Raw genomic sequence first — 19,996 nt, 5'->3', positions numbered from 1 at the left:
TCAATCCGCCGATTTCGTCGTGACGGGCTGCCACGCGGCGTTCTTCACCTCGTACAGCGTCGAGCTCGGGTTCTTCAGGTCGCCCGTGTTCGTGAACGCGATCGTGCCCGTGATGCCGTCGTAGCGCGTGCCCTTCAGCGCGCCGTTGAAATCGGCCGGCTTCGTCGAGTTCGCCTTCTGCATCGCGTTGATCGCGATCCACGTCGCGTCGTACGCGAACGGCGCATACGCGAGCATGTCGACACCGTACTTCTGCCGGAATTTCGTTTCGAACGTCTTGCCCTTCGCGAGACGCGACAGCGGCTGCCCGTATTCCCACACGGCCGCGCCTTCCGCCGCGTTGCCGGCCAGCTTGATGAAGTTCGCGTTCATCACGCCGCCGCCCGCGAGGAACTGCGCGCGAATGCCGAGCTGGCGCATGCGTTTCACGAGCATCGCGGCCTGCGCGTCGAGGCCGCCGAAGAACACGAGATCGGCGTTGGTGCTCTTGATCTTCGTGAGCTGCGCGCTGAAATCCACCGCCTTGTCGTTCGTGAATTCGCGCGCAACGATCGTGCCGCCGTTCGCCTTCACGGCCTTCTCGAATTCGTCGGCTTCGCCCTGGCCGAACGCCGTGCGGTCGTCGATGATCGCGATGCGCTTCGCCTTGGTCACGCTCGCCGCATAGGCGCCCGCATTGCCGGCGTTCTGCGTATCGGTCGCGATCACGCGATACACGGTGCCGAGCCCGGCGCGCGTGATGTCGGGATTGGTCGCCGACGGCGTGATCATCGGAATGCCGGCCTTCGCGTAGATCTTCGACGCGGGCAGCGTCGTGCCCGAATTGAAGTGGCCGATCACGACGGCCACCTGCGCGTCGGCGAGCTGCTGCGCGGCCTGCACGCCGGTGCGCGGATCGCTTTGGTCGTCCTGCGACGCGACGACGAACTTCACGGGCTTGCCGCCCACCGTCGGATGCGCGGCATTCGCTTCGTCGACGGCCATGCGCACGCCGTTCTCGATGTCCTTGCCGTAGGCGGCGCCGCCTCCCGTCAGCGGGCCGGCGACGCCGACCTTGACGACCGTCTCCTGCGCGTGGGCCGCGCCCGTCTGGAGCGCGAGAATCGCGGCGGTCAATGCGACGCCGGAAAGCGAACGAATGCGGAACGTCATGACAATCCTTGTTCTGGGGGCCGGGATGCAACGCGCGACCACCGCGCGTCGGCGCCCTCTCGCGTGCCGGTCGTCTCGTCCGCTACCGGGGCGTCGTGCAACGCACCTGGCCGGTCGATCGCCGCAGCTCCGTCTCCGAAGAGCCTTTCATCGCGAAAGAGGTGAATGGATTGTGGGCAGCCAATACCCGTGCAGCAAACGAAATATCGGAACTATGTAGTGAGGATTTGTCATCAAGTTCCGCATGCGCGGCCGGCCCGCGGCCCGCGCAACCGTGAACCGCGGGCAGGCAGTTTTCATGGGAAGCGGCGCCGGCGCCCGTCCATCAAGGCCGGTCGTGGTCATGCCGGCAGCGCATCATCGTTGCGACGACGGCCCGGCCGGCCACCGCGACGCCCGCGGCGCCGCGTCATCGGTCAATGCCGATCGGCGTCCGTCTGCTTGCGCGCCGCATCCGCCGCCTCGCCGGCCTGCTCCTGAAGCTTGCCGGCCTGCTGTTCGGCGACGCCTTCCAGTTCCGTCTTGCGGTCGCCCGTGACCTTGCCGAGCGCTTCCTTGACCGAACCCTTGACCTGTTTCAGCTTGCCTTCGATCCGATTCCTGTCCATGGTCGTCTCCTGCGATGGTTGGGGAGAACCGGCGGCGTGACGGCCAGCGCCGCACCGCCGAGTGGACAGGATCGCAAGCGGGCGCCGCGCGCGGCAGATGCGGATGCACCAGCGCGCATGGTGCATTCGTACCGACGGCGTCAGTCCTTGCCGTTCTCGCCCGCCTTCGCGCCGCGCGTGCCGTTCGCATCGGCCGCGCCGACGATCCCGCGTTCGCGCGCCCACACGATCGCCTCGGCGCGACTGTGCACGTCGAGCTTCGCGTAGATCGTCGCGACGTGATTGCGCACGGTGTTCGGCGCGAGCCCGAGGCGGCCGGCGATTTCCTTGTCGGCGAGACCGTGGCACAGCAGGTCGAACACGTCGCGCTCGCGCGCGGTCAGGTCCGACAGTTGGGCGCCCGCATCCGGCGCGTTCGCGCGCCGCACGTTCGCCAGCTTCTCGATCAGCGTGCGGCTGAACCATGACGCATCCTGCATCGCCGTTTCGATCGCGTACACGAGTTCCATCTCCGTGCGCTTGCGATCGCTGATGTCGAGCAGCGCGACGAGCAGGCAGTCGCGCCCGTGTATCGCGACGGGGTCGGCCGACACGACGCAATCGCGCACGTCACCGTCGCGCGTGCGAATCTGCACGTCGGCGTTGCGCACGTTGCCGTCGCGCGCGAGCCGGCCTTCGATGCGCTGCCACGCGCCGCGTTCGGCCCACAACCCGATTTCCTCCGCGGATTTGCCGAGCAGGTCGTCCTGCGCATGGCCCGTCATCGCGGCGAATGCGTCGTTCACGTCGAGCAATTCGAAGCGGTCGGCCGTGACGATCGCGGTGGCGACCGGCGCCATCCGGAACGCCGTCGCGAAGCGTTCCTCGCTCTGCCGCAGCGCGCGCTCGGCCTGCTTGCGCGGCTCGAGATCCATGAACGTAAACAGCATGCATGCCTCGTCGTTCATGTCGATCGGCTGCCCGGCGACGACCACGGCCTTCGTGCTGCCGTCCGCGAGTTTCAGCACGGCCTCCATCTGCGGAATCGTCGCGCCTTCGCCGAGCCGCTCGATCGCGAGCTCGCGCCGTTCGGCCTGTTCGAGCACGTCGACCTCGTATACCGAGCGGCCGAGCACGTCGTCGCGCGCGTGGCCGGTCATGTCCAGAAAACCCTGGTTGACCTTCACGTAGCGCAGGTCGTCGAGCCGGCAGATCACGGCCGGCGCCGGGTTTGCGTTGAAGGTGCGCTCGAAGCGCTCCTCGGCGCTCGCCCATTCGGTCGCGTCGTGCAGCACCAGCGCGAGGCAGTCGGGTTCGCCGGCCGCGTTCGTCAGCACGAGGCTGCGGATGCGGTGGACCCAGCTCACGGTTTCGTCGGCAGCCGATTCCACTTCGACCGTCACGTCGCTGAACTCCTCGCCCGCGATCACGCGATCCATCGGATAGTGGCCGTCGCGCACCGGATGGTTGTTCCGGTAGCGCAGCCGGAAGCGCTCGCGGTAATCGGTGACGGTCTCGCCGAGCGCCTTCAGCTCGGTCACGCCGTGCATCGCGAGCGCGGCCTCGTTCGCCCAGACGATCCGCTGGTCGGGCTCGACCAGGATCACGCCCTCGGTGAGCCCCGCGATGATCTGGTGCAGCTGGCGCCGGTCGGTATGCGACTTCAGCGCCTGTTCGTTTACCTGTTCGTTCATCGAATGGTTGTCCATGTCGTCAGCATGACCGCCGGCCCGGTTGCAGCTTCGTCGGCACGCGCCGGCCGGCGCGTGTGGCGATGATCGCGCGCCGCATCCGTGCGCGACAGGCGCGGATGCACTAACCGCCATAGTACATTCGCATCGCGTGCCGCCACCGTGCGGCATCCCGCCGATCCCCGAAGCATTCTCCGCGCCTGCTTTGCGCGCACCGCAACGCGCGGGCGCCCCTCCTCCCCTTCACGACGCCCCCGTGCAAACGCACTAGCCGATCAGGTGAATTTGCGCGATGCCCGTGCACGTTCGACCCGGTACGCTGGTTCTGCATCGGCGCTCATGCGCTGCCATCCGAACCGCAGAGGAGAAGCACGATGAAGCTGCATCAGACACCCGATCCGACGCGGCCTGAACCGCCTCCGGACAACCCGCCCGAACCGCCGCCCGGCACCGATCCGCCGGTTCCGCTGCCGCCCGACGTGCCGCGCCCGGACATGCCGCCGCGCGAGCCCGGCTACGACACGCCGATCGCCGGGTAATGAAGTCACGCGGTAGTAACGCGCGGCACGATCCGTGCTCCACGATCGGTCCACTCACCCCATCAATCGAAGGAGAACATCAATGAACAAAATCTCGCACCTTTCGACACTGCTCGCCGTCAGCGCGGCTTTCCTGCTCGGCGCCGCGCCGCTCACGAACGCGGTTGCGCAGGACGCATCCACCGACAACGGCGTGAAGACCGAATCGAACCAGCCCGTCACCGACACATGGATCACGACCAAGGTGAAGGGCCAGCTGGCCGCCACCGACGGCCTGAAGAGCGTCGACATCAGCGTGAAGACCGTCGACGGCGTCGTCACGCTGACGGGCGTGCTGCCGACGAAGATCGCCGTGAAGAAGGCGATCGCCGTGTCGCGCGCGGTCAAGGGCGTGAAGCACGTCGACGCATCCGGCCTGAAGGCGAAGGCCTGACCTCCCGGCGCGGCACGCCGCCGCGCTTTTTATCCCTGCACGACAAGGAGCACATGATGAACGAGGACAAGATCAAGGGCCAGTGGAAGCAGCTCACCGGCAAGCTGAAGGCCAAGTGGGGCAAGCTGACCGACGACGACCTGGCCGTCGCGGACGGCAATCGCGAGTATCTCGCCGGGAAGATCCAGGAACGGTACGGGATCGCCCGCGACGCGGCCGAGAAGCAGCTGAAGGAATTCGACCGCGAGCTGTGACGCGACAGCACATTCATCCAACCGCCGCGGCGCCGACGGCGTCGCGGCCACCAGGACCTACGACATGGGCAAATACCTGATCGCCTGGCTGCTCGGCGTGCCGGTCGGGCTGCTGGTGCTGTTCTTTCTGATCACGCACGTGTTCTGACGGCACGGCGCGCGGCATGCGCCAGCCGCTATGCCGCTTTCCGCTTTCCACTTTCCCCAATCAGATCGATGACCGTGACGCCGCGATCCGGCATTCGCCCGATCGCGCGTATTGCGCGGCATCGCGGGGTCCCCAACGCAAATCGGGCAGAACGCCCTTGCGTCCTGCCCGATCCGCTCGTCTCTTCCGAAAGCGACGTACCGCGCTTTCGCGTCGTTACTTCGCCGCGTTCGCCGTCATCTTGAAGATGCCCTGCGCGTTGCCCGCATCGAAACGCAGGTCGGTCACCCAGCGGCGCGCCGCCTGGTCGAACGTGCGCTTGCGCGTGATGAACTCGTAGAACGAGCCCGGCACGTTGCGCTTCACCGTGCCGCCGTCGCGCGTGCGGAACTCGCGCTCGACGGTGTCGGCACGATACGCGGTCTGGAACACGCGACCCGAGCGCGAACGCTCGACTTCCGGCTTCATCGGCCGGCCCTTCGCCTTCTCGTCGTCGGACAGCTTGAACACGTCGGCCACGCGGTCGGTCGCATGGTTGAACGCGTTGCCTTCGGTCGCGATCCACGCCATTTCCGCCGATTCCAGCAGCAGCGTTTCGTAATCGAGTTCGTTCGGCACATCGTGCTGGCGCGCGAACGCACCGACGATCTCCGGCAGCAGCGCGTGCGCGGCGTCGAGCGACAGCCAGCCTTCGCGCTCGACTTCCCACAGCAGCGCGACGGCCGCCGGCGACAGCGGATCCCGCGACGAGCTGACGACGTTCGTCACGGCCTGCTGGAATTCCTTCGAGAAACGTTCCGGATGCAGTTCGCTGACGAAGAACTGCGCGATTTCGTCCGGCGCGTCTTCATGCGCATACGCGCGGCCCGTCATGCCGAGCTTGTCGAGCGGGTAACGACCGTTCAGGCGGAAGCCGAGCGGACGCAGGATGCGCGTGAACGCGGCCTCGCCCGGCGGCAGCGCGCCCGTATGCGGCCAGCGCACCGTGCGCAGCGCACCGTGGTCGAAATAGACCGAGCCGCCGCTTTCGATCGCGTCGGCCGTATAAGCGCGGCCGTTCGCCGAACGCTCGAGCAGCCCTTCGAACAGCGCCATGTTCATCGCCTGCGCGATTTCCGCGCGCGTCACGACACCTTCTTCCCATTCTTCCAGGATGGCCGGCATGTTCAGGGTCGAGAACAGGGCGTCGGTCTTCGCCTGTCCCAGCAGCTTCGTCAGCAAGCTCTCGATATTCGGATTGCGCATCAGGATTCTCGTCTCGGGGGACCGCCGGCAAACGTGCCGGCAACTCGTCGGCCGGCTGCCCAGCGGGCGCCTGACCTTGCGTGGGGAGCATTATTCAAAGGGTTGCAGCCGGGCGTAAAGCGAGATTAAATTGATACGTGATGAGTTTTTGGAATTATCAGCCGTTCCTCGGCCCCGCCTTCCGCCCGGCGCCGCGCGGGCCTGACCGTCAGACGAATCGAACATCATGCGCAAATTCAAGATCCCCAACATGGGCGCGCTCGTGGCTTTCGAAGCCGCCGCCCGCCACGAGAGCTTTACGCACGCGGCCAAGGAGCTGTTCCTGACGGAAAGCGCGGTCTCGCGCCAGATCGCGACGCTGGAAGCCAGCCTCGGCGTGCGGCTGTTCGCACGCGTGAAGCAGCGCGTCGTGCTGACGCGCGCCGGCAAGCTCTACGGCACGCAGGTGCGCCGCGCGCTGGAAGCGCTCGACCGCGACACGCTGTCGATCATCGCGCACGGCAGCGGCGGCGGCTACCTGGAGCTGGCGGTGCTGCCGACCTTCGCGTCGCACTGGCTGATCCCGCGCATCAAGAGCTTCTACGACCGCACGCCCGACGTGCGCGTGAACATGGGCAGCCGCACCGACCTGTTCTCGTTCGAGGACACGCACTTCGAGGCCGCGATCCACTACGGCAAGCCGACCTGGCCCGGTACGTCGTCCGACTACCTGTTCGGCGAGGAAGTCGTGCCGATCTGCTCGCCCGCGCTGCTCGACCGGCCCGTCGAGCGCGTCGAGGATCTGCTCGCCTACCCGCTGCTGCACTCGACGACACGCCCCGGCGCGTGGGCGCAGTGGTTCGAGACACATGGCGTCGAGGACATCCGCACGATGCAGGGCGTGCGCTACGAGCTGCACACGATGCTGATCAGCGCGGCCGCGGCCGGGCTCGGCGTCGCGCTCGTGCCGAAATTCTTCGTCGAGGAACAGTTGCAGCAGCTCGGCCTGGTCGTGCCGTGCGACGCGGCGACGGTCGGCGATTCCGCGTACTACCTCGTGTATCCGACGGAGTTCAGCCACAGCAAGCCGCTGGAACTGTTTCGCGGCTGGCTGCTCGAGCAGGCGAGCGCGTATGCGGCGCCGGAGTGCGCGGAGGAGGATGCCGATCTGGAGGATGACGAGGACGTCGAGTAACGGCGCGGTGGCGTCGGCGTCAGGGCACGGTGGCGTTGCAGGCATGCCGCGCCGGTACGCTGGCCTTGACGACTTTCACCAGCCGCGCGCTATCGGGCGTTTCCAGCCCCGGGCACGCGGTATACAGATCGCGGATCACGAGCGTCGCGCGCCCGTCGAGCCGGCAAACGCCGTGAGGCTGCGCGGCGGGCAGCCGCAGCCCGCGCCGCGCAACGTCCTGGTTCGTGAAAACGATCATGCCCGCACGTTGCGAGCGGTCGGGCAAGCGCATCGCCGACGCATCGTCGTCTTCGAACCACACGTCCGGGCCGATCGCTTCATCGTCGTAATCGACCGCGTAACGCCCCGACAGCGTGATCGTCCGGTCGACATGCACGGCATGGCATTCCGGCTCGGCATCGGCCAGGATCGGCTGCTCGCCCGCCGCGGCCGGGCCGCACGCCAGCAACAATACGGCGCACAGCGTGCGGGCGCAGCCGGTCAGGTTCGATACATCAAGCGCTTGGCGGATCATGGGTAGCGAAAGGCGGGCCATCGTGACGACGACCCGCATTGTCGCGCAACGCACGCGTGATGCGTGACGAGCGTTACATGTGCCACTTCACCGTCGCGGTGAGCGTGCGCGGGTCGCCGGGCATGTTGTACAGGTCCGCATTGCCGTGCGCGGCAATGAAGTAGCGACGATCGAACAGGTTGTCGAGCGTGAGCGTCACGTCGACCTTCTTGCTGCGATAGCCGGCGCCGAGATTGAACGCGGTAAACGACGGCAGCGTGACGAGATCGCTCGCCGACGTATAACGCGCCGACTGGAACTGCATGCCGGCCGCCGCATAGAAGCCGTACGGCAACTCGCGCTTGATCCACAGGTTCGCGCTGTGGCGCGGCATCAGCCCGGGCGTGTTGCTCGCCACCGTGACGCCCGCTGCCGTCGATTGCGCCGAGCCGTCGACCGTGCCGTTCAGGTACGCGTAACCCGCATACACCGACCACTTCGGCGCGATCTCGCCGGTGAATCCCAGCTCCATCCCGTGCACGTGCTGCGTGCCGATCGGCAGCGCGTAGCCAGGATTGTTCGGATCGCCGATCTGCTGGTTGGTCTGGCGCATGTCGAACAGCGCGACGCTCGCCGTCGCCTTGCCGCCGAGGTCGAAGCGCGAGCCGACTTCATACGCGGTGGTCTTCTGCGGCGCGAGCGCGGCGCCGTTCGCGAACGCGCCGGCACTGATCAGCGTATCGGCGAGCGGCGAGAACGACTGGCTGAACGACCCGTACAGCGTCAGCCAGTCGAGCGGTTCGTAGATCAGCCCGACGCGCGGGCTCCACGCGTGATCGGTACGGTCGAGGTTGACGTTCGACGACGTGTAGTCGTGGCGGATCTGGTTCAGGTAGTCGAAACGCAGCCCCGCGAGCACCTTCCAGTGCTCGGTCAGCGAGATCAGGTCCTGCGCGTAGACGCCCGCGAGCCCGATGACGGTCGACGCGTTCGTCTTCGCCCGCGCGCCGGTCGGCACGCCGGGCAGGATCACCTGCTGCGGATTGAACAGATCGTAGGTCGCGACCTTCGACACGCTGTAGATCGTGTCGAACTTCTGCTGCTGCGACAGCTCGAGCCCGTACAGCAGCTCGTGCCGCATGCCGAACAGCGAGGTCTTCTGCGTGAGTTCGAACAGGCCGTCGATGCCGTGGTCGGTGCGCTGGCGCGTCGACTGGTCGAGCGTGACGACCGGGTGTGCGGCGGTCTTGATCGGCTCGTACGTCACGTAGTTCTTGCGTTCGAGCGAGAAGTCGTACGCGCGGATCGTGCCGTGAAACGACAGCGAATCACTGAAGCGGTGATCGAGCGACACCGTCGCGCTCTTCGCGGAGATGTCGTTGTACGAGCTGTTCGCCGCGTCCGCCGAGCCGTAATACGTGTTGATCGGCACGTCGACCGGCCGGCCGAGATACGCGGGCAGCCCCTGGTCCGACGTGCGGCGGTCGTGCAGATAGTCGAATTCGACGTTCAGCACCGTGTCGCGGTCGAGCTTGAACTGCGCGGACGGCGCGATCGCCTGGCGGTTGAGCTGGAACTGGTCGCGGAAACTGTTCGAATTCTCGGCCGCGCCGGTCATGCGGAAACGCGCCGCATCGTTCGCGTTCCAGCCGAGGTCGAATTCGCCGCGCCGCTCGCCGCGCGTGCCGAGCGTCACGCCCACGTCGCGCACCGGGTTCGCTTCCGGCCGCTTCAGCACGCGATTCACGATGCCGCCCGCCGAGCCGCGCCCGTACAGCACGGCCGCCGGCCCCTTCAGCACCTCGACGCGATCGACGTTCGACAGGTCGCGGTAGTACAGCGCGTCGTCGCGGATGCCGTCGACGTACTGGTCCGTGATGCTGTTGAAGCCGCGGATCGTGATCTGGTCGCGCTGGCCGTCGCCGACCGAAAAACCGATGCCCGGCACGTTGCGCAGCGCATCCTGCATCGACGTCGCGTTCTGGTCCTCGATCACTGCGTGCGGAACGACGTTCACCGTCTGCGGCACGTCCATCAGCGACATGTCGGTCTTGGTCGCCGCGCGCGAGTGGCCGCCGTCGTACGACGCGTGCTCGGCAGCCGCATTGACGGAGATCGCGGGCAGGGTCGCCGCAGCGTCGCTCGCCTGCGCGAACGAGGTGCGTGCGCCGGCCAGCGACGTGGCGATCAGAAGCGCATGGCAGGCGCTCTTGTTGAGTTTCATCGTGAACGTAGGGGCTGAAGGAAAAACGGCGAACGAAAACGCATCCGGCCAGCGCGCGCATCACGCGGCGAATCGACCGACGAAACGTTCCGTGAAGGAGACGATGCGCGGGGGATCTCCCCGTCGCATCCGCCGGCCGACGCACAGCCGGCGCGGGTGGCTGCCGGCCGGCGGAACCGGCACGAAACGAGCCGCGGCTTTCTGTCGCGACTTGTAACGGAGCGAAATATTAAACGAGAATGATTCGTGTTTTTAGTAAATTTTCGAGATGTCGCCTGCCCGCAACGTACATGCGCTTGGCGCTCTGCATTCCTGACGAATACCTTTCTGTTTCGCGCTTTGGTGCGGCTTTGACGTAATTAAAACGAAAGAAATTCATTCCCCCGATCGGGCGATGAAGGGCCGGGAGCCAAGCGGGATTCGGGATTCGACGACGAAGAGACTGGAGAGGATCACGAAGCATCCGTCGGAGCAGACGGCATGCATTCAAAGTCCGGTGCGCGCCGGACCGGGCAACCCCGACCCGGCGCTCCGGGCAGCCGACCTCGCATCGGCGGTGCGGCGGATCTTCTTCTGTTCACTGCGTGTGCTCTCAGGTTCGCTACATTTTTTTCTTCGCCGCGCCGAGCCATTATCCGCGCAATCCGGCCACAGGGAAACGTTTGCGGGTGCCTGCAGCGTGTTATATCCAGCATTCCGCAACAGTCTTTCCGGATGCTTTCAAGGCATGCGGCACGATTCGGCAAATCTTGCATTCATGCCGGCGTTCCTTTTTAATGGAACTGGTTCCATTCGCTGATTCGGCCATGTTTCCCCGTGACGCTTCGTCGTGCGCGCGTCATCATGCCGATTCAGGATCGAGGATCGCTCAGCTCAGGATTCGCATCGCCCGTCCTTCCCGGACACCCCGTCAAACGAGACCGTCATGCCCGATTCCGCTTCCCTGCAACAGCTGTTTCCCGCCCTTGAGGACATTCCCGCCGAGTACCGGCTCGCTTCGCCGATCCACCAGCGCGTGTCGCTCGTCGACGGCGAATTGCGCCCGTGGGACGGCGCGACCAAGACCGTGCTGTCGCCCGTGTGCGTGCGACAGGCGGACGGCAGCGTCGAGCAGGTCGAGATCGGCAGCTATCCCGTGATGGGCGAGCCGGAAAGCGACGCGGCGCTCGACGCCGCGGTGCGCGCGTACGACTCGGGCCGCGGCGAGTGGCCGACGATGAAGGTCGAGCAGCGCATCGCGTGCATGCAGGACTTCATCAAGCGGATGGTCGCGCAGCGCGAACTGGTGGTGAACCTGATCATGTGGGAGATCGGCAAGAGCCTCGCCGATTCGCAGAAGGAGTTCGACCGTACCGTCACGTACATGACGCAGACGATCGACGCGCTGAAGGAGCTCGACAACGCGAACTCGCGCTTCGTGATCGCGGAAGGCACGATCGGCCAGATCCGCCGCACGCCGCTCGGCGTCGTGCTGTGCATGGGCCCGTACAACTATCCGCTGAACGAGACGTTCGCGACGCTGATCCCCGCGCTGCTGATGGGCAACACCGTGGTGTTCAAGCCGCCGCAATACGGCACGCTGCTGTTCGAGCCGCTGCTCGAGGCGTTCCGCGACGCGTTCCCGAAGGGCGTGATCAACACGATCTACGCGCCCGGCGCGGTGGTCGTGCCGCACATGCTCGCGTCGGGCAAGATCAACGTGCTCGCGCTGATCGGCTCGAGCAAGGTGGCCGACCACCTGAAGAAGCAGCACCCGAAGTCGCACCGGCTGCGGGCGATCCTCGGCCTCGATGCGAAGAACGCGGCGATCGTGCTGCCCGACGCCGATCTCGACCTCACCGTGAAGGAGTGCCTGCTCGGCGCGCTGTCGTTCAACGGCCAGCGCTGCACCGCGCTGAAGATGCTGCTCGTGCACCGCTCGATCGTCGACGAATTCCTGAAGCGCTTCACCGCCGCGCTCGAGCAGCTGAAGATCGGCATGCCGTGGGAGAAGGGTGTCAGCATCACGCCGCTGCCCGGCATGCATCGCACGGCCTACATGACGGACGCGATCGACGACGCGAAGGCCAGGGGCGCGCAGGTCGTCAACCATTCGGGCGGCGAGTTCAGCAAGACGCTGTTCTATCCGGCCGTCGTGTACCCGGTGTCGGAAGGGATGAAACTGTACCGCGAGGAACAGTTCGGGCCGATCATTCCGGTCGCGCCGTTCGACGACGTCGAGACGGCGCTCGACTACGTGACGACGTCGGATCACGGCCAGCAGGTCAGCATCTTCGGCTCCGATCCGGTGCAGATCGGCGCGCTCGTCGATCCGCTCGTGAACCAGGTGTGCCGCGTGAACCTCAACTGCCAGTGCCAGCGCGGGCCCGACGTGTTCCCGTTCGCGGGCCGCAAGGATTCGGCGGAAGGCACGCTGTCGGTGAGCGACGCGCTGCGCGCGTTCTCGATCCGCTCGATGGTCGCGGCGAAGCAGACCGACAGCAGCAAGCAGCTGCTCGATTCGATCGTGTCGGATCACACGTCGAAGTTCATCAACACGGGCTTCATTTTCTGAGTACGGCGGCCGCGCGGCACGGCTCGCTGACTCGCGAGCCGCTTGCGCCGGCCGTGCGCCCGCATGTCGAGCGCATGCGCTACACGTTCGACACCAGCAGCCGAATCCCCGCCACGCCGAACACGACGGCGAGACACGCTTCCATCGCGCGCCGGCCGCGCACATACAGCCGGCGCGCGCCGTTCATCGAGAACACGAGCGCATAGCCGCCGAACACCAGGCACCCGATCACGAGGCAGCCCGGCACGACGGCGCCGTGCGACGCGCCCGCGCCATTCGACGACAGCGCGACGATCGACACCCACACGAGGATCGCCTTCGGATTGGTCAGGTGCAGCATTGCGCCGCGTACGTAGAAACGCGACAGCCGTTGCTCGCCCGCTGCGTTCAGCGACGCCGCCGCCTTGCCCGACCATGCCGTGCGCCCCGACTTGAATGCCAGCCACATCAGGTACAACCCGCCGAAGATCTTGATCGCGACCAGCAGCTTCGACCATGCCAGCAGCGCGGCCGACACGCCAAGCGCCGCCACCGTCGCCCAGACCATCGACCCTGAAATCACGCCGAGCGCAAACGCGAGCGCCGCCTTGCGGCCCTGGTTCGCGGCGACCGACATGATCGCGAGATTGCTCGGCCCGGGGCTGGCCGTCCCGATGAAATAGGCCGTGTAGGCCAGCAGCAGGTTGGCCGAGAAAAAAGAGTGGACGCTCATGTCGAACCTCGCAGGGATGATCAACGCATTGTTGGCAAACGCGCGCCGTCTGCCCATGGACAATTGGCCGGCAATTCGCTGGGCCAGTTGGACAGGTCGTGCAGCCGGCTCGCCGTGGGCGAATCCGTCTCGGTTTTGAAACACCTGCCACGTTCGCCGCCGGTTTTCGCCGACCGTGGCGGCCATCCCGCAGCGCCGCCTCCGGCCGGGCGAACGCCTGACAGGCGCAGGCGGCAGGCGCGCGGCTGCCCGTTTCGTCGGCCCGCCATGGAACGCGCGACGCAATTTATCCCCGCGTTACGTTACATCCGTGAAGCATTTCGCTTCGCCGGACCGCCCCGCGCACCCGACATGCATCGCGCCGCGCAGGTAGACGGCCTCCTCGATCGCCGCCACGATCCAGTACCGGCGGGACTCGCCGCCCTGCATCGCACCGTCGCTCAACATTGCTCAACAATCGTCCCGCTGCGCTGGTACGGAACCTGCATTCCATTCGGGCGAGACAGCCGCGCCGGTCATCGCGCGGACACAAACCCACCCTCGGGCGCGTCCAGCCGATACGCCCGAACGATTCGCGCAAGCAACGAGGCCTTTCATGGATGCGCTGCCCAATTCGTCCGACACGTCGTTCCAGCTCTTTCTCGCGAAACTGCTCGAACAGCCGTTGCCCGACTGGACCGAAAAACAGCAGATGGAACTCGAGATGGCGCGCTCGCTGTCGACCGAAATGGTCCACCTCGCCGAGGACATGCGCGGCCGCACGCCCGATCTCGCGCGCTGCCTCGTGCTGCTCCGCTACGCGAAGGTGCTCGACTTCATGCTGACGTCGCTCGCCGCGCACCGCGACATTCATCCGCAGACGCTGCGCACGCTGTTCCGCCTCGCGAACCTGAAAGTCGACGATGCGTATCCGGCCTGAGCCGGCACGACGCAGCGGCTGCCGCGGGCGGCAAGCACGGCCACGGCGGCCATTCCCGATTCGCGCGCACGCCCGATAATCTCGCCGCATGAGCATCAGGAACCGGACATCCCGGCTGGCCGGCGCGCTCGGCGTGTTCGTGAAACGCTACGGGCGCAAGGCTCAAAAGCATCTCGACCCGAACGACCGCCGCTACGATCGCGACGTCGAGCGGGCGATGCGGCGCATGTCGCCCGCCGACCTGTCCGATCTGCTCGCCGGCAATGACGACACCGCAAACGACACCCGGGCCGGTTTCGCCGACACGAGACGCACGCCGTGAACGCCGCCGACTTCGACCGGATCTGGCCGGCCATCTGCGACACCCCGGCCTGGTCGGTGACGAAGGGCCAGGGCAGCTTTCTCACGTTCGAATTCGGGCAGCCCGCGCTGCATGTCAGGGAGCCGCTCGCCGGCTCGCCGGGCCTGTCCGCGGCGTCCCGGGACAGGCTCGCGTCGCGGCACGTGACGGTCGCCGGCAGCGGGCATCTGTGGATCTGCTACTGCCACTGGTCGATCGCGCTCGACGGCCTCGAACTCGCGCACAGCGAATCCCGCTCCGGCGACATCGCCGCCGCCGCGCAGCGTCTCGACGGACAGATCCTGCAATCGGTCGCGCCGCACGCCCAGCCGGGTTCGTGGGCATTCGACTTCGACCTCGGCGGCAAGCTGACGACCTGGCCATACGGCGACGATCCGGCCGACGAGCAGTGGCATCTCTACGACCGGCGCTCGGGCAACGTGCTCACCGCCCGCGCGGACGGCACCTGGTCGTATGGCCCGGCGAACGCGCCGCCGGAAAGCGGATCGCCCGGTTCCGGATAGCCGCCGCGCGCGCCGCCTCCGCTTCCGGCAGCACGCCGGGCTGATGCCGTGTATCAGCGTGACGAGCGGCCCCGCACCGCAAACGGAGGTACAATCGCGCGCCATGAACGCACTTCGCCGCTTCCTGCTCCGGCCAGGCGTCGCGCGACAGCTTCTGTGGGGGTTCCTCCTCGTGACGCTGCTGTCCCGCGCGCTGATGTCGGGCGCCGTGATGCTCGATCCGGACGGTCCGGATGCGGGCTCGGTGGTGCTGTGTTCGGGCCGCGGCCCGCTGATCGTCGACGTGGCCGCGCTGGCTGCCCGTTTCGATGCCGGCGCGCCGATCACGCCGGCCAACGATGCGCTCGCGCTCGCCGATGCGCTCAAGCATGACGCGCACGCCGACAACCCGGCTTCCGCCGGAGGCGGCGACAGCCTGTGCGCATTCGGCGCCGCGCTGTTCACGGCGCTCGCGTCGTTCGTGCTGCTGGTGCTGCTGTTTCCGGGCGCCGTCCCGCGGCGCTTCCGGATTCATGTCGCCCCTCTTCCGTTCGTGCGATCGATCTTCGACGATCGCCCTCCTTCCCGCGCGCCTCCCCTGTTCTGCTGACGGTTCCGCCTCGCGGCCCGCGCGCATCGATATGCACGGGCCTGCACGCCGTTCGTCTCATACGACCTGATTCAAGCGTTCATCCGCCTGCCCGCACCGCGCGCGCGACGCCGTCATGCGCACCGTCCGCGCATGGCGCCGCGCCGCCCGCTCCGTCGCTGCGCGCAGGCGGGCGCAACGCACGTTGACGTCCGCCGGCACGCGCCGGCGTGGCCGCTCAACGAACACGAGGAGCTGACACCATGTCGACCACCGTCGAGCGGGCCCTCTCGCCCGCCCATTCCGCCCACGCGGGTTACCGGACGCTCTGGCGCTGGCACTTCTATGCCGGCCTGTTCGTCATGCCTTTCCTGGTGATCCTCGCGATCACGGGCACGCTGTATTGTTTCCAGCCGCAGATCGAGCCGCTGCTGTATCCGCACCGGCTCGTCGTCGAGCCGCGTGCCACGCCGCGCCTCGATCCCGACGCGCTGCTCGCGAGTGCGCGCACCGCGATGCCGGCCGGCGCGACGCCGGTTTCCGTCCAGGTCTCGACCGCGCCGGACCGCAGCGCCGAGTACGTATTCCGGCTGCGCGACGGCAGCCGCGAGAGCGTGTACGTGAACCCGTACGACGGCAACGTGCTCGGTACGCTGAGCGTCGAGAACCGCTTCATGCAGATCGACCGGATGCTGCATCGCAAGCTGCTGCTCGGCAAGACGGGCGAACTGCTGATGGAGCTCGCCGCGTGCTGGACCTTCGTGATGATCGGCACCGGCATCGCACTGTGGTGGCCGCGCGGCACGGCGCGCGTCGGGCGCGCATTGCGGCCCGACCTGTCGCTGCGCGGCCGGCCGCTGTGGAAAAACCTCCACGCGACGGCCGGCATCTGGCTCGCGGCCGGCACGGTGGCGTTCCTCCTGACGGGGCTGCCGTGGTCGGGTTCGTGGGGCAAGAATTTCAAGGCGCTGGCCGCGACCGTGAACCTCGGCGCGCCGGAAGGCGCATGGGGCGGCGCGTCGGTGCGCTCGACGCGCCCGGGTGCCGCCGCGGCGCCCGAGCATGCGCCCGCGCAGGCCGCCGCACCCTCGGGCCATCACCACGAATCCGGCGAGTCGATGCCAGGGATGGTGATGGACGACCTGCCGTTGCCGCAAACGCCGTGGGCGGTCGGCAACGTGCCCGTCCCGCATTCGCCGTCGGCGCCGACCCCGGCCCCGCTGCCGCTGGCCCGCGCGATCGCGATCGTCGCGGGCCTCGGCGTGACGAGCGGCTACACGCTCGCGCTGCCGTCCGGCGCGGACGGCGTATTCACCGCGTCGTACTTCCCCGACGACCCGCAGGCCGAGCGGACGATCTCCCTCGACCAGTACAGCGGCGCCGTGCTGAAGGACATCCGCTACGACGACTACGGCGCGGTGTCGCGCGCCGTGTCGTATGGCACGTCGCTGCACATGGGCCGCTACTTCGGGCTCGCGAACCAGATCGTCTGCGCGGTGTTGTCGCTCGGGCTGGCCGCGATGGCCGTCACCGGCACCGTGATGTGGTGGAAACGGCGCCCGGCCGGCAAGCTCGGCGCGCCGTCGCGAGAACGCGGCACGCCGCCGATGCGCGGCTGGATCGCGGGGCTCGTGCTGCTCGGCATCGTCTTTCCGCTGATGGGCGCGACGATCGTCGCGGTCTGGTTGATCGACCGTCTGCTGTTCGGCCGTGCGGCACGCGCGGCAGCCTGATTCGTCACGCGCCGGCGCACGCCGCGCGCCGACACGGCAAGCCCGGGCCACGGCGTGGCTCGGGCTGTTCGCGCTCGTGCTCGCGCTGGTCGCGCCGCTGATCTCGCAACTGCGCGCGAGCGCATCCGAATCCGTTGGCGGCCTGCCGGCCGCGCCGATCTGCTCGGCAACCGGCAATACGCTCGTGACGCACGCGGAACCGCATGCGCCCGCCGATGCGCATTTCGAACGCTGCGGTTATTGCGGCCTGCTCGCCGGCCATCCGCCGTTGCAGTACGCGGCGCTCCTGTCCGCCGCGCCGGCCGTGCGGCATGCGCCGCCCGCGCCACCGATCCCCGCCGCCCGCCCCCCGTCGAAGCGCTACGCGCTCGCCGCCCGCGGGCCGCCCTCCGCCCGCGCCTGACGCACCTCGCGACCGCGTCGCCGCACCTCGCGCGGCGCCGTCCGCTTCGCCTGCCCGCCTTGCCGCTGCCCGATGCCGAGCCCGCGCGCGTGACCACGCGCGGCGGCCGGCGCCGCGCATGGCGCGCATCGTGTCCGTTTCATCATCGTCATTCCAACCCTACGTACAACGACATGTTTCCCTCGACCCGTATTGCCGTCGCGCTGTCCGGCGCGATCTCCGTGCTCTCCGCGTCAGCCGCATGTGCACAAGGCGCCGCGCCGGCCGACGCGCCGGCCGCATCGACGCTGCCCGCGATCAACGTCAACGCGACCCGCGCGGCAGACTCCCTGACGTCGAAATCGACCGTCGACCTGAAGCGCGCGCTCGACCAGACGGTCGGCTCGGTGGGCTTCGTCGACGCCGACAGCTACCAGAACACCTACGCCTTCACGCTACGCGACGTACTGAAGGACGTGCCCGGCGTGTTCGTCGAGAACCGCTACGGCCAGGAGTTGCGCCTGTCGATCCGCGGCTCGGGGATTGCCCGCTCGTATCACACGCGCGGCCTCGAGATCCTGCAGGACGGCATCCCGACCAACCTCGCCGACGGCAGCGGCGACTACTACCAGATCGATCCGCTCGCGCTGCAGGCGGTGCAGGTCTACAAGGGCGGCAACGGCCTCGCGTACGGCGCATCGACCCTCGGCGGCGCGATCGACTTCATCACGCCGACTGCCCACACCGCCGACGCGCCGAACATCGTGCGCGTGGATGGCGGCAGCTACGGCACGGTGCGCACGAGCGCGCAGATCTCGCGCGTGATCGGCCCGCTCGACTTCCTCGCGAACTTCAGCGTCAATCATTCGGACGGTTATCGCGATCATTCGAAGGGGCAATACGAGCAGTTCAACGCGAACGTCGGCTACCGGTTCAGCCCGGCCGTCGAGACGCGCTTCTACGTCGGCGTGTACGTCGTCGACCAGCTGCTGCCGGGCACGCTGTCGCTGTCCGACGCGCTGAACAATCCGACCAGGGCAGCGCCGAACGCGATATCGGGGGATCAGGCGCGCAACACGCGCACCGAGCGGATCGCCAACCGCACGACGGTGAAGCTCGATTCGGGCGAACTGCAATTCGACACATGGGCGATTCACAAGAGCCTCTATCACCCGATCTTCCAGGCGCTCGACCAGGACGGCTGGACCTACGGTTTCGCGCCGCGCTACACCGGCCGCCTGACGCTCGGCGGGATGCGCAACGACCTGATCGTCGGCGCGCGCTTCTTCGGTGGCCGCACGCAGGCGAACCAGTACGTGAACGTCAACGGCAACAAGGGCGCGCAGACACTCGACTCGACGCAGACGGCGTTCAACTATGAAGCGTACGTCGAGAACCGGCTGTTCTTCATGCCGACCGTCGCGCTGATGACCGGCGTGAAGGCGCTGCATTCGGTGCGCGAGTACATCGACAACGGCGGGCTGCCGCGCAACCCGAACTACAAGTCGACGAACGCGAGCTACAGCGGCGTCAATCCGAAGCTCGGGCTGCTGTGGCAGCCGGACGCGAACACCCAGGCCTACGTCGACATCACGCGCAGCCAGGACGTGCCCGACTTCACCGACCTCACGCAGACCTTCTCGAACACGACGCGCTTCACGCCGCTCGCGGCGCAGCACGCATGGACGATCGAGTTCGGCACGCGCGGCTCGCGCGAGCGCGTGAGCTGGGACGTGACCGCCTATCGCTCGCTCGTGCGCGACCAGTTGCTGCAGTACACGACGAACCCGGACGTGCCGGCCGCGACGTTCAATGCGAACAGGACGGTGCTGCAGGGGATCGAGGCCGGTGCGTCGGTCGAGCTGTTGCGCAACGTCACCGGCCGCGGCGTGGGCGACAAGATCACGCTGTCCGGCATCTGGAACCTGAACGACTTCCGCTTCAAGAACGACCCGCAGTACGGCAACAACCGGATCGCGGGCGTGCCGCTGAACGTGCTGCGCGCGACGCTCGGTTACGCGCGCCCGAGCGGCTTCCACATCGCGGCCACGCTCGACTGGGTGCCGTCGGGCGCATGGGCCGACGATGCGAACACGCTGCGCGTGCCGAGCTACGCGCTGCTCGGGCTGCAGGCCGGCTACGACTTCCGCAATGGACTGTCGCTGTTCGTCGACGCGCGCAACCTGACCAACAAGCGCTACGTCAGCGACATCAGCACCGTCGCGAATGCGCGCACCGCGAACACCGCGATCTTCTATCCGGGCGAAGGACGCAGCGTGTTCGCCGGCATGCGGTACGCGTTCTGATGCGCCGCCTGCGGTATC

General features: G+C 67.4%; 19 protein-coding genes. 12 read left to right on the top strand and 7 right to left on the bottom strand.

Annotation, left to right across the window (positions count from 1 at the left end):
• The 3 genes from AB3K92_RS10060 to AB3K92_RS10050 all read right to left on the bottom strand — a co-directional run bounded on the left by AB3K92_RS10060 (position 1) and on the right by AB3K92_RS10050 (position 3,433).
• Complete coding sequence (locus AB3K92_RS10060) at positions 1–1,152, bottom strand: branched-chain amino acid ABC transporter substrate-binding protein (RefSeq protein WP_021162611.1); 1,152 nt, start codon at positions 1,150–1,152, stop codon at positions 1–3.
• 416 nt (positions 1,153–1,568) lie between these two features.
• Positions 1,569–1,760, bottom strand: a complete 192-nt coding sequence (locus AB3K92_RS10055; protein WP_021162612.1) for a CsbD family protein — start codon at positions 1,758–1,760, stop codon at positions 1,569–1,571.
• Between the two features lie 140 nt (positions 1,761–1,900).
• Positions 1,901–3,433, bottom strand: a complete 1,533-nt coding sequence (locus AB3K92_RS10050; protein WP_021162613.1) for a PAS domain S-box protein — start codon at positions 3,431–3,433, stop codon at positions 1,901–1,903.
• 371 nt (positions 3,434–3,804) lie between these two features.
• Here AB3K92_RS10050 and AB3K92_RS10045 point away from each other — a divergent pair, with 371 nt between their 5' ends.
• The 3 genes from AB3K92_RS10045 (at position 3,805) to AB3K92_RS10035 (ending at position 4,656) form a co-directional block, all read left to right on the top strand.
• Positions 3,805–3,969: a hypothetical protein gene (locus AB3K92_RS10045; protein WP_021162615.1), complete on the top strand. Its 165-nt coding sequence runs from the start codon at positions 3,805–3,807 to the stop codon at positions 3,967–3,969.
• Positions 3,970–4,051: 82 nt separating this feature from the next.
• Positions 4,052–4,402: a BON domain-containing protein gene (locus tag AB3K92_RS10040; RefSeq protein ID WP_174415695.1), complete on the top strand. Its 351-nt coding sequence runs from the start codon at positions 4,052–4,054 to the stop codon at positions 4,400–4,402.
• A gap of 56 nt (positions 4,403–4,458) precedes the next feature.
• Positions 4,459–4,656, top strand: a complete 198-nt coding sequence (locus AB3K92_RS10035; RefSeq protein WP_021162617.1) for a CsbD family protein — start codon at positions 4,459–4,461, stop codon at positions 4,654–4,656.
• A 364-nt stretch (positions 4,657–5,020) separates the two neighbouring features.
• Here AB3K92_RS10035 and AB3K92_RS10030 read toward each other — a convergent pair whose 3' ends face one another.
• The gene (locus AB3K92_RS10030) at positions 5,021–6,049 is read right to left on the bottom strand and encodes a DUF1338 domain-containing protein (RefSeq protein WP_059488881.1); all 1,029 of its coding nucleotides are present in this window, start codon (positions 6,047–6,049) and stop codon (positions 5,021–5,023) included.
• Positions 6,050–6,275: 226 nt separating this feature from the next.
• Here AB3K92_RS10030 and AB3K92_RS10025 point away from each other — a divergent pair, with 226 nt between their 5' ends.
• Positions 6,276–7,223: a LysR family transcriptional regulator gene (locus AB3K92_RS10025; RefSeq protein WP_021162619.1), complete on the top strand. Its 948-nt coding sequence runs from the start codon at positions 6,276–6,278 to the stop codon at positions 7,221–7,223.
• Positions 7,224–7,242: 19 nt separating this feature from the next.
• Here the strand turns inward: AB3K92_RS10025 and AB3K92_RS10020 are convergent, their stop codons facing one another.
• Positions 7,243–7,776 (bottom strand): hypothetical protein, encoded by a 534-nt coding sequence (locus AB3K92_RS10020; protein ID WP_369464940.1) that lies wholly within the window; start codon positions 7,774–7,776, stop codon positions 7,243–7,245.
• A 34-nt stretch (positions 7,777–7,810) separates the two neighbouring features.
• Positions 7,811–9,940 carry a TonB-dependent receptor gene (locus AB3K92_RS10015; RefSeq protein WP_369464939.1) on the bottom strand — a complete coding sequence of 710 codons (2,130 nt, stop codon included), beginning with the start codon at positions 9,938–9,940 and terminating at the stop codon, positions 7,811–7,813.
• Between the two features lie 925 nt (positions 9,941–10,865).
• Here AB3K92_RS10015 and AB3K92_RS10010 point away from each other — a divergent pair.
• On the top strand, positions 10,866–12,494 hold the full coding sequence (locus AB3K92_RS10010; protein ID WP_048021595.1) for an NADP-dependent glyceraldehyde-3-phosphate dehydrogenase: 1,629 nt from the start codon (positions 10,866–10,868) through the stop codon (positions 12,492–12,494).
• 79 nt (positions 12,495–12,573) lie between these two features.
• On the opposite strand, the gene AB3K92_RS10005 is transcribed toward AB3K92_RS10010, so the two are convergent.
• The gene (locus tag AB3K92_RS10005; protein ID WP_060275560.1) at positions 12,574–13,206 is read right to left on the bottom strand and encodes a LysE family translocator; all 633 of its coding nucleotides are present in this window, start codon (positions 13,204–13,206) and stop codon (positions 12,574–12,576) included.
• 595 nt (positions 13,207–13,801) lie between these two features.
• Here AB3K92_RS10005 and AB3K92_RS10000 point away from each other — a divergent pair.
• From AB3K92_RS10000 to AB3K92_RS09970, 7 genes are all read left to right on the top strand, one after another.
• Positions 13,802–14,125, top strand: coding sequence for a hypothetical protein (locus AB3K92_RS10000; RefSeq protein ID WP_021162626.1), 324 nt, complete (start codon positions 13,802–13,804; stop codon positions 14,123–14,125).
• 88 nt (positions 14,126–14,213) lie between these two features.
• Positions 14,214–14,447: a hypothetical protein gene (locus AB3K92_RS09995; protein ID WP_048021591.1), complete on the top strand. Its 234-nt coding sequence runs from the start codon at positions 14,214–14,216 to the stop codon at positions 14,445–14,447.
• Positions 14,444–14,989 carry a hypothetical protein gene (locus tag AB3K92_RS09990; protein WP_027789773.1) on the top strand — a complete coding sequence of 182 codons (546 nt, stop codon included), beginning with the start codon at positions 14,444–14,446 and terminating at the stop codon, positions 14,987–14,989. Before AB3K92_RS09995 ends, AB3K92_RS09990 begins: the two co-directional genes overlap by 4 nt.
• A 103-nt stretch (positions 14,990–15,092) precedes the next feature.
• Complete coding sequence (locus tag AB3K92_RS09985; protein ID WP_042977181.1) at positions 15,093–15,578, top strand: hypothetical protein; 486 nt, start codon at positions 15,093–15,095, stop codon at positions 15,576–15,578.
• 242 nt (positions 15,579–15,820) lie between these two features.
• Complete coding sequence (locus tag AB3K92_RS09980; RefSeq protein WP_369464938.1) at positions 15,821–17,290, top strand: PepSY-associated TM helix domain-containing protein; 1,470 nt, start codon at positions 15,821–15,823, stop codon at positions 17,288–17,290.
• The gene (locus AB3K92_RS09975; RefSeq protein ID WP_369464937.1) at positions 17,268–17,693 is read left to right on the top strand and encodes a DUF2946 domain-containing protein; all 426 of its coding nucleotides are present in this window, start codon (positions 17,268–17,270) and stop codon (positions 17,691–17,693) included. Before AB3K92_RS09980 ends, AB3K92_RS09975 begins: the two co-directional genes overlap by 23 nt.
• A gap of 173 nt (positions 17,694–17,866) precedes the next feature.
• Positions 17,867–19,978, top strand: coding sequence for a TonB-dependent receptor family protein (locus AB3K92_RS09970; RefSeq protein WP_369464936.1), 2,112 nt, complete (start codon positions 17,867–17,869; stop codon positions 19,976–19,978).
• The last annotated feature ends 18 nt before the right edge of the window (positions 19,979–19,996 follow it).

This window comes from Burkholderia sp. Bmkn7, from assembly GCF_041103175.1.
GTDB classification, from domain to species: domain Bacteria; phylum Pseudomonadota; class Gammaproteobacteria; order Burkholderiales; family Burkholderiaceae; genus Burkholderia; species Burkholderia cepacia.
Note: the sequence above shows the minus strand (reverse complement) of the source record. Positions and strands in the feature narration are given on the sequence as shown.

Excerpts from the sequence above, each read along its gene's own strand:
- AB3K92_RS10060 (WP_021162611.1), bottom strand. The coding sequence starts at position 1,152 with ATGACGTTCCGCATTCGTTCGCTTTCCGGCGTCGCATTGACCGCCGCG.
- AB3K92_RS10055 (WP_021162612.1), bottom strand. The coding sequence starts at position 1,760 with ATGGACAGGAATCGGATCGAAGGCAAGCTGAAACAGGTCAAGGGTTCG.
- AB3K92_RS10050 (WP_021162613.1), bottom strand. The coding sequence starts at position 3,433 with ATGAACGAACAGGTAAACGAACAGGCGCTGAAGTCGCATACCGACCGG.
- AB3K92_RS10045 (WP_021162615.1), top strand. The coding sequence starts at position 3,805 with ATGAAGCTGCATCAGACACCCGATCCGACGCGGCCTGAACCGCCTCCG.
- AB3K92_RS10040 (WP_174415695.1), top strand. The coding sequence starts at position 4,052 with ATGAACAAAATCTCGCACCTTTCGACACTGCTCGCCGTCAGCGCGGCT.
- AB3K92_RS10035 (WP_021162617.1), top strand. The coding sequence starts at position 4,459 with ATGAACGAGGACAAGATCAAGGGCCAGTGGAAGCAGCTCACCGGCAAG.
- AB3K92_RS10030 (WP_059488881.1), bottom strand. The coding sequence starts at position 6,049 with ATGCGCAATCCGAATATCGAGAGCTTGCTGACGAAGCTGCTGGGACAG.
- AB3K92_RS10025 (WP_021162619.1), top strand. The coding sequence starts at position 6,276 with ATGCGCAAATTCAAGATCCCCAACATGGGCGCGCTCGTGGCTTTCGAA.
- AB3K92_RS10020 (WP_369464940.1), bottom strand. The coding sequence starts at position 7,776 with ATGCGGGTCGTCGTCACGATGGCCCGCCTTTCGCTACCCATGATCCGC.
- AB3K92_RS10015 (WP_369464939.1), bottom strand. The coding sequence starts at position 9,940 with ATGAAACTCAACAAGAGCGCCTGCCATGCGCTTCTGATCGCCACGTCG.
- AB3K92_RS10010 (WP_048021595.1), top strand. The coding sequence starts at position 10,866 with ATGCCCGATTCCGCTTCCCTGCAACAGCTGTTTCCCGCCCTTGAGGAC.
- AB3K92_RS10005 (WP_060275560.1), bottom strand. The coding sequence starts at position 13,206 with ATGAGCGTCCACTCTTTTTTCTCGGCCAACCTGCTGCTGGCCTACACG.
- AB3K92_RS10000 (WP_021162626.1), top strand. The coding sequence starts at position 13,802 with ATGGATGCGCTGCCCAATTCGTCCGACACGTCGTTCCAGCTCTTTCTC.
- AB3K92_RS09995 (WP_048021591.1), top strand. The coding sequence starts at position 14,214 with ATGAGCATCAGGAACCGGACATCCCGGCTGGCCGGCGCGCTCGGCGTG.
- AB3K92_RS09985 (WP_042977181.1), top strand. The coding sequence starts at position 15,093 with ATGAACGCACTTCGCCGCTTCCTGCTCCGGCCAGGCGTCGCGCGACAG.
- AB3K92_RS09980 (WP_369464938.1), top strand. The coding sequence starts at position 15,821 with ATGTCGACCACCGTCGAGCGGGCCCTCTCGCCCGCCCATTCCGCCCAC.
- AB3K92_RS09970 (WP_369464936.1), top strand. The coding sequence starts at position 17,867 with ATGTTTCCCTCGACCCGTATTGCCGTCGCGCTGTCCGGCGCGATCTCC.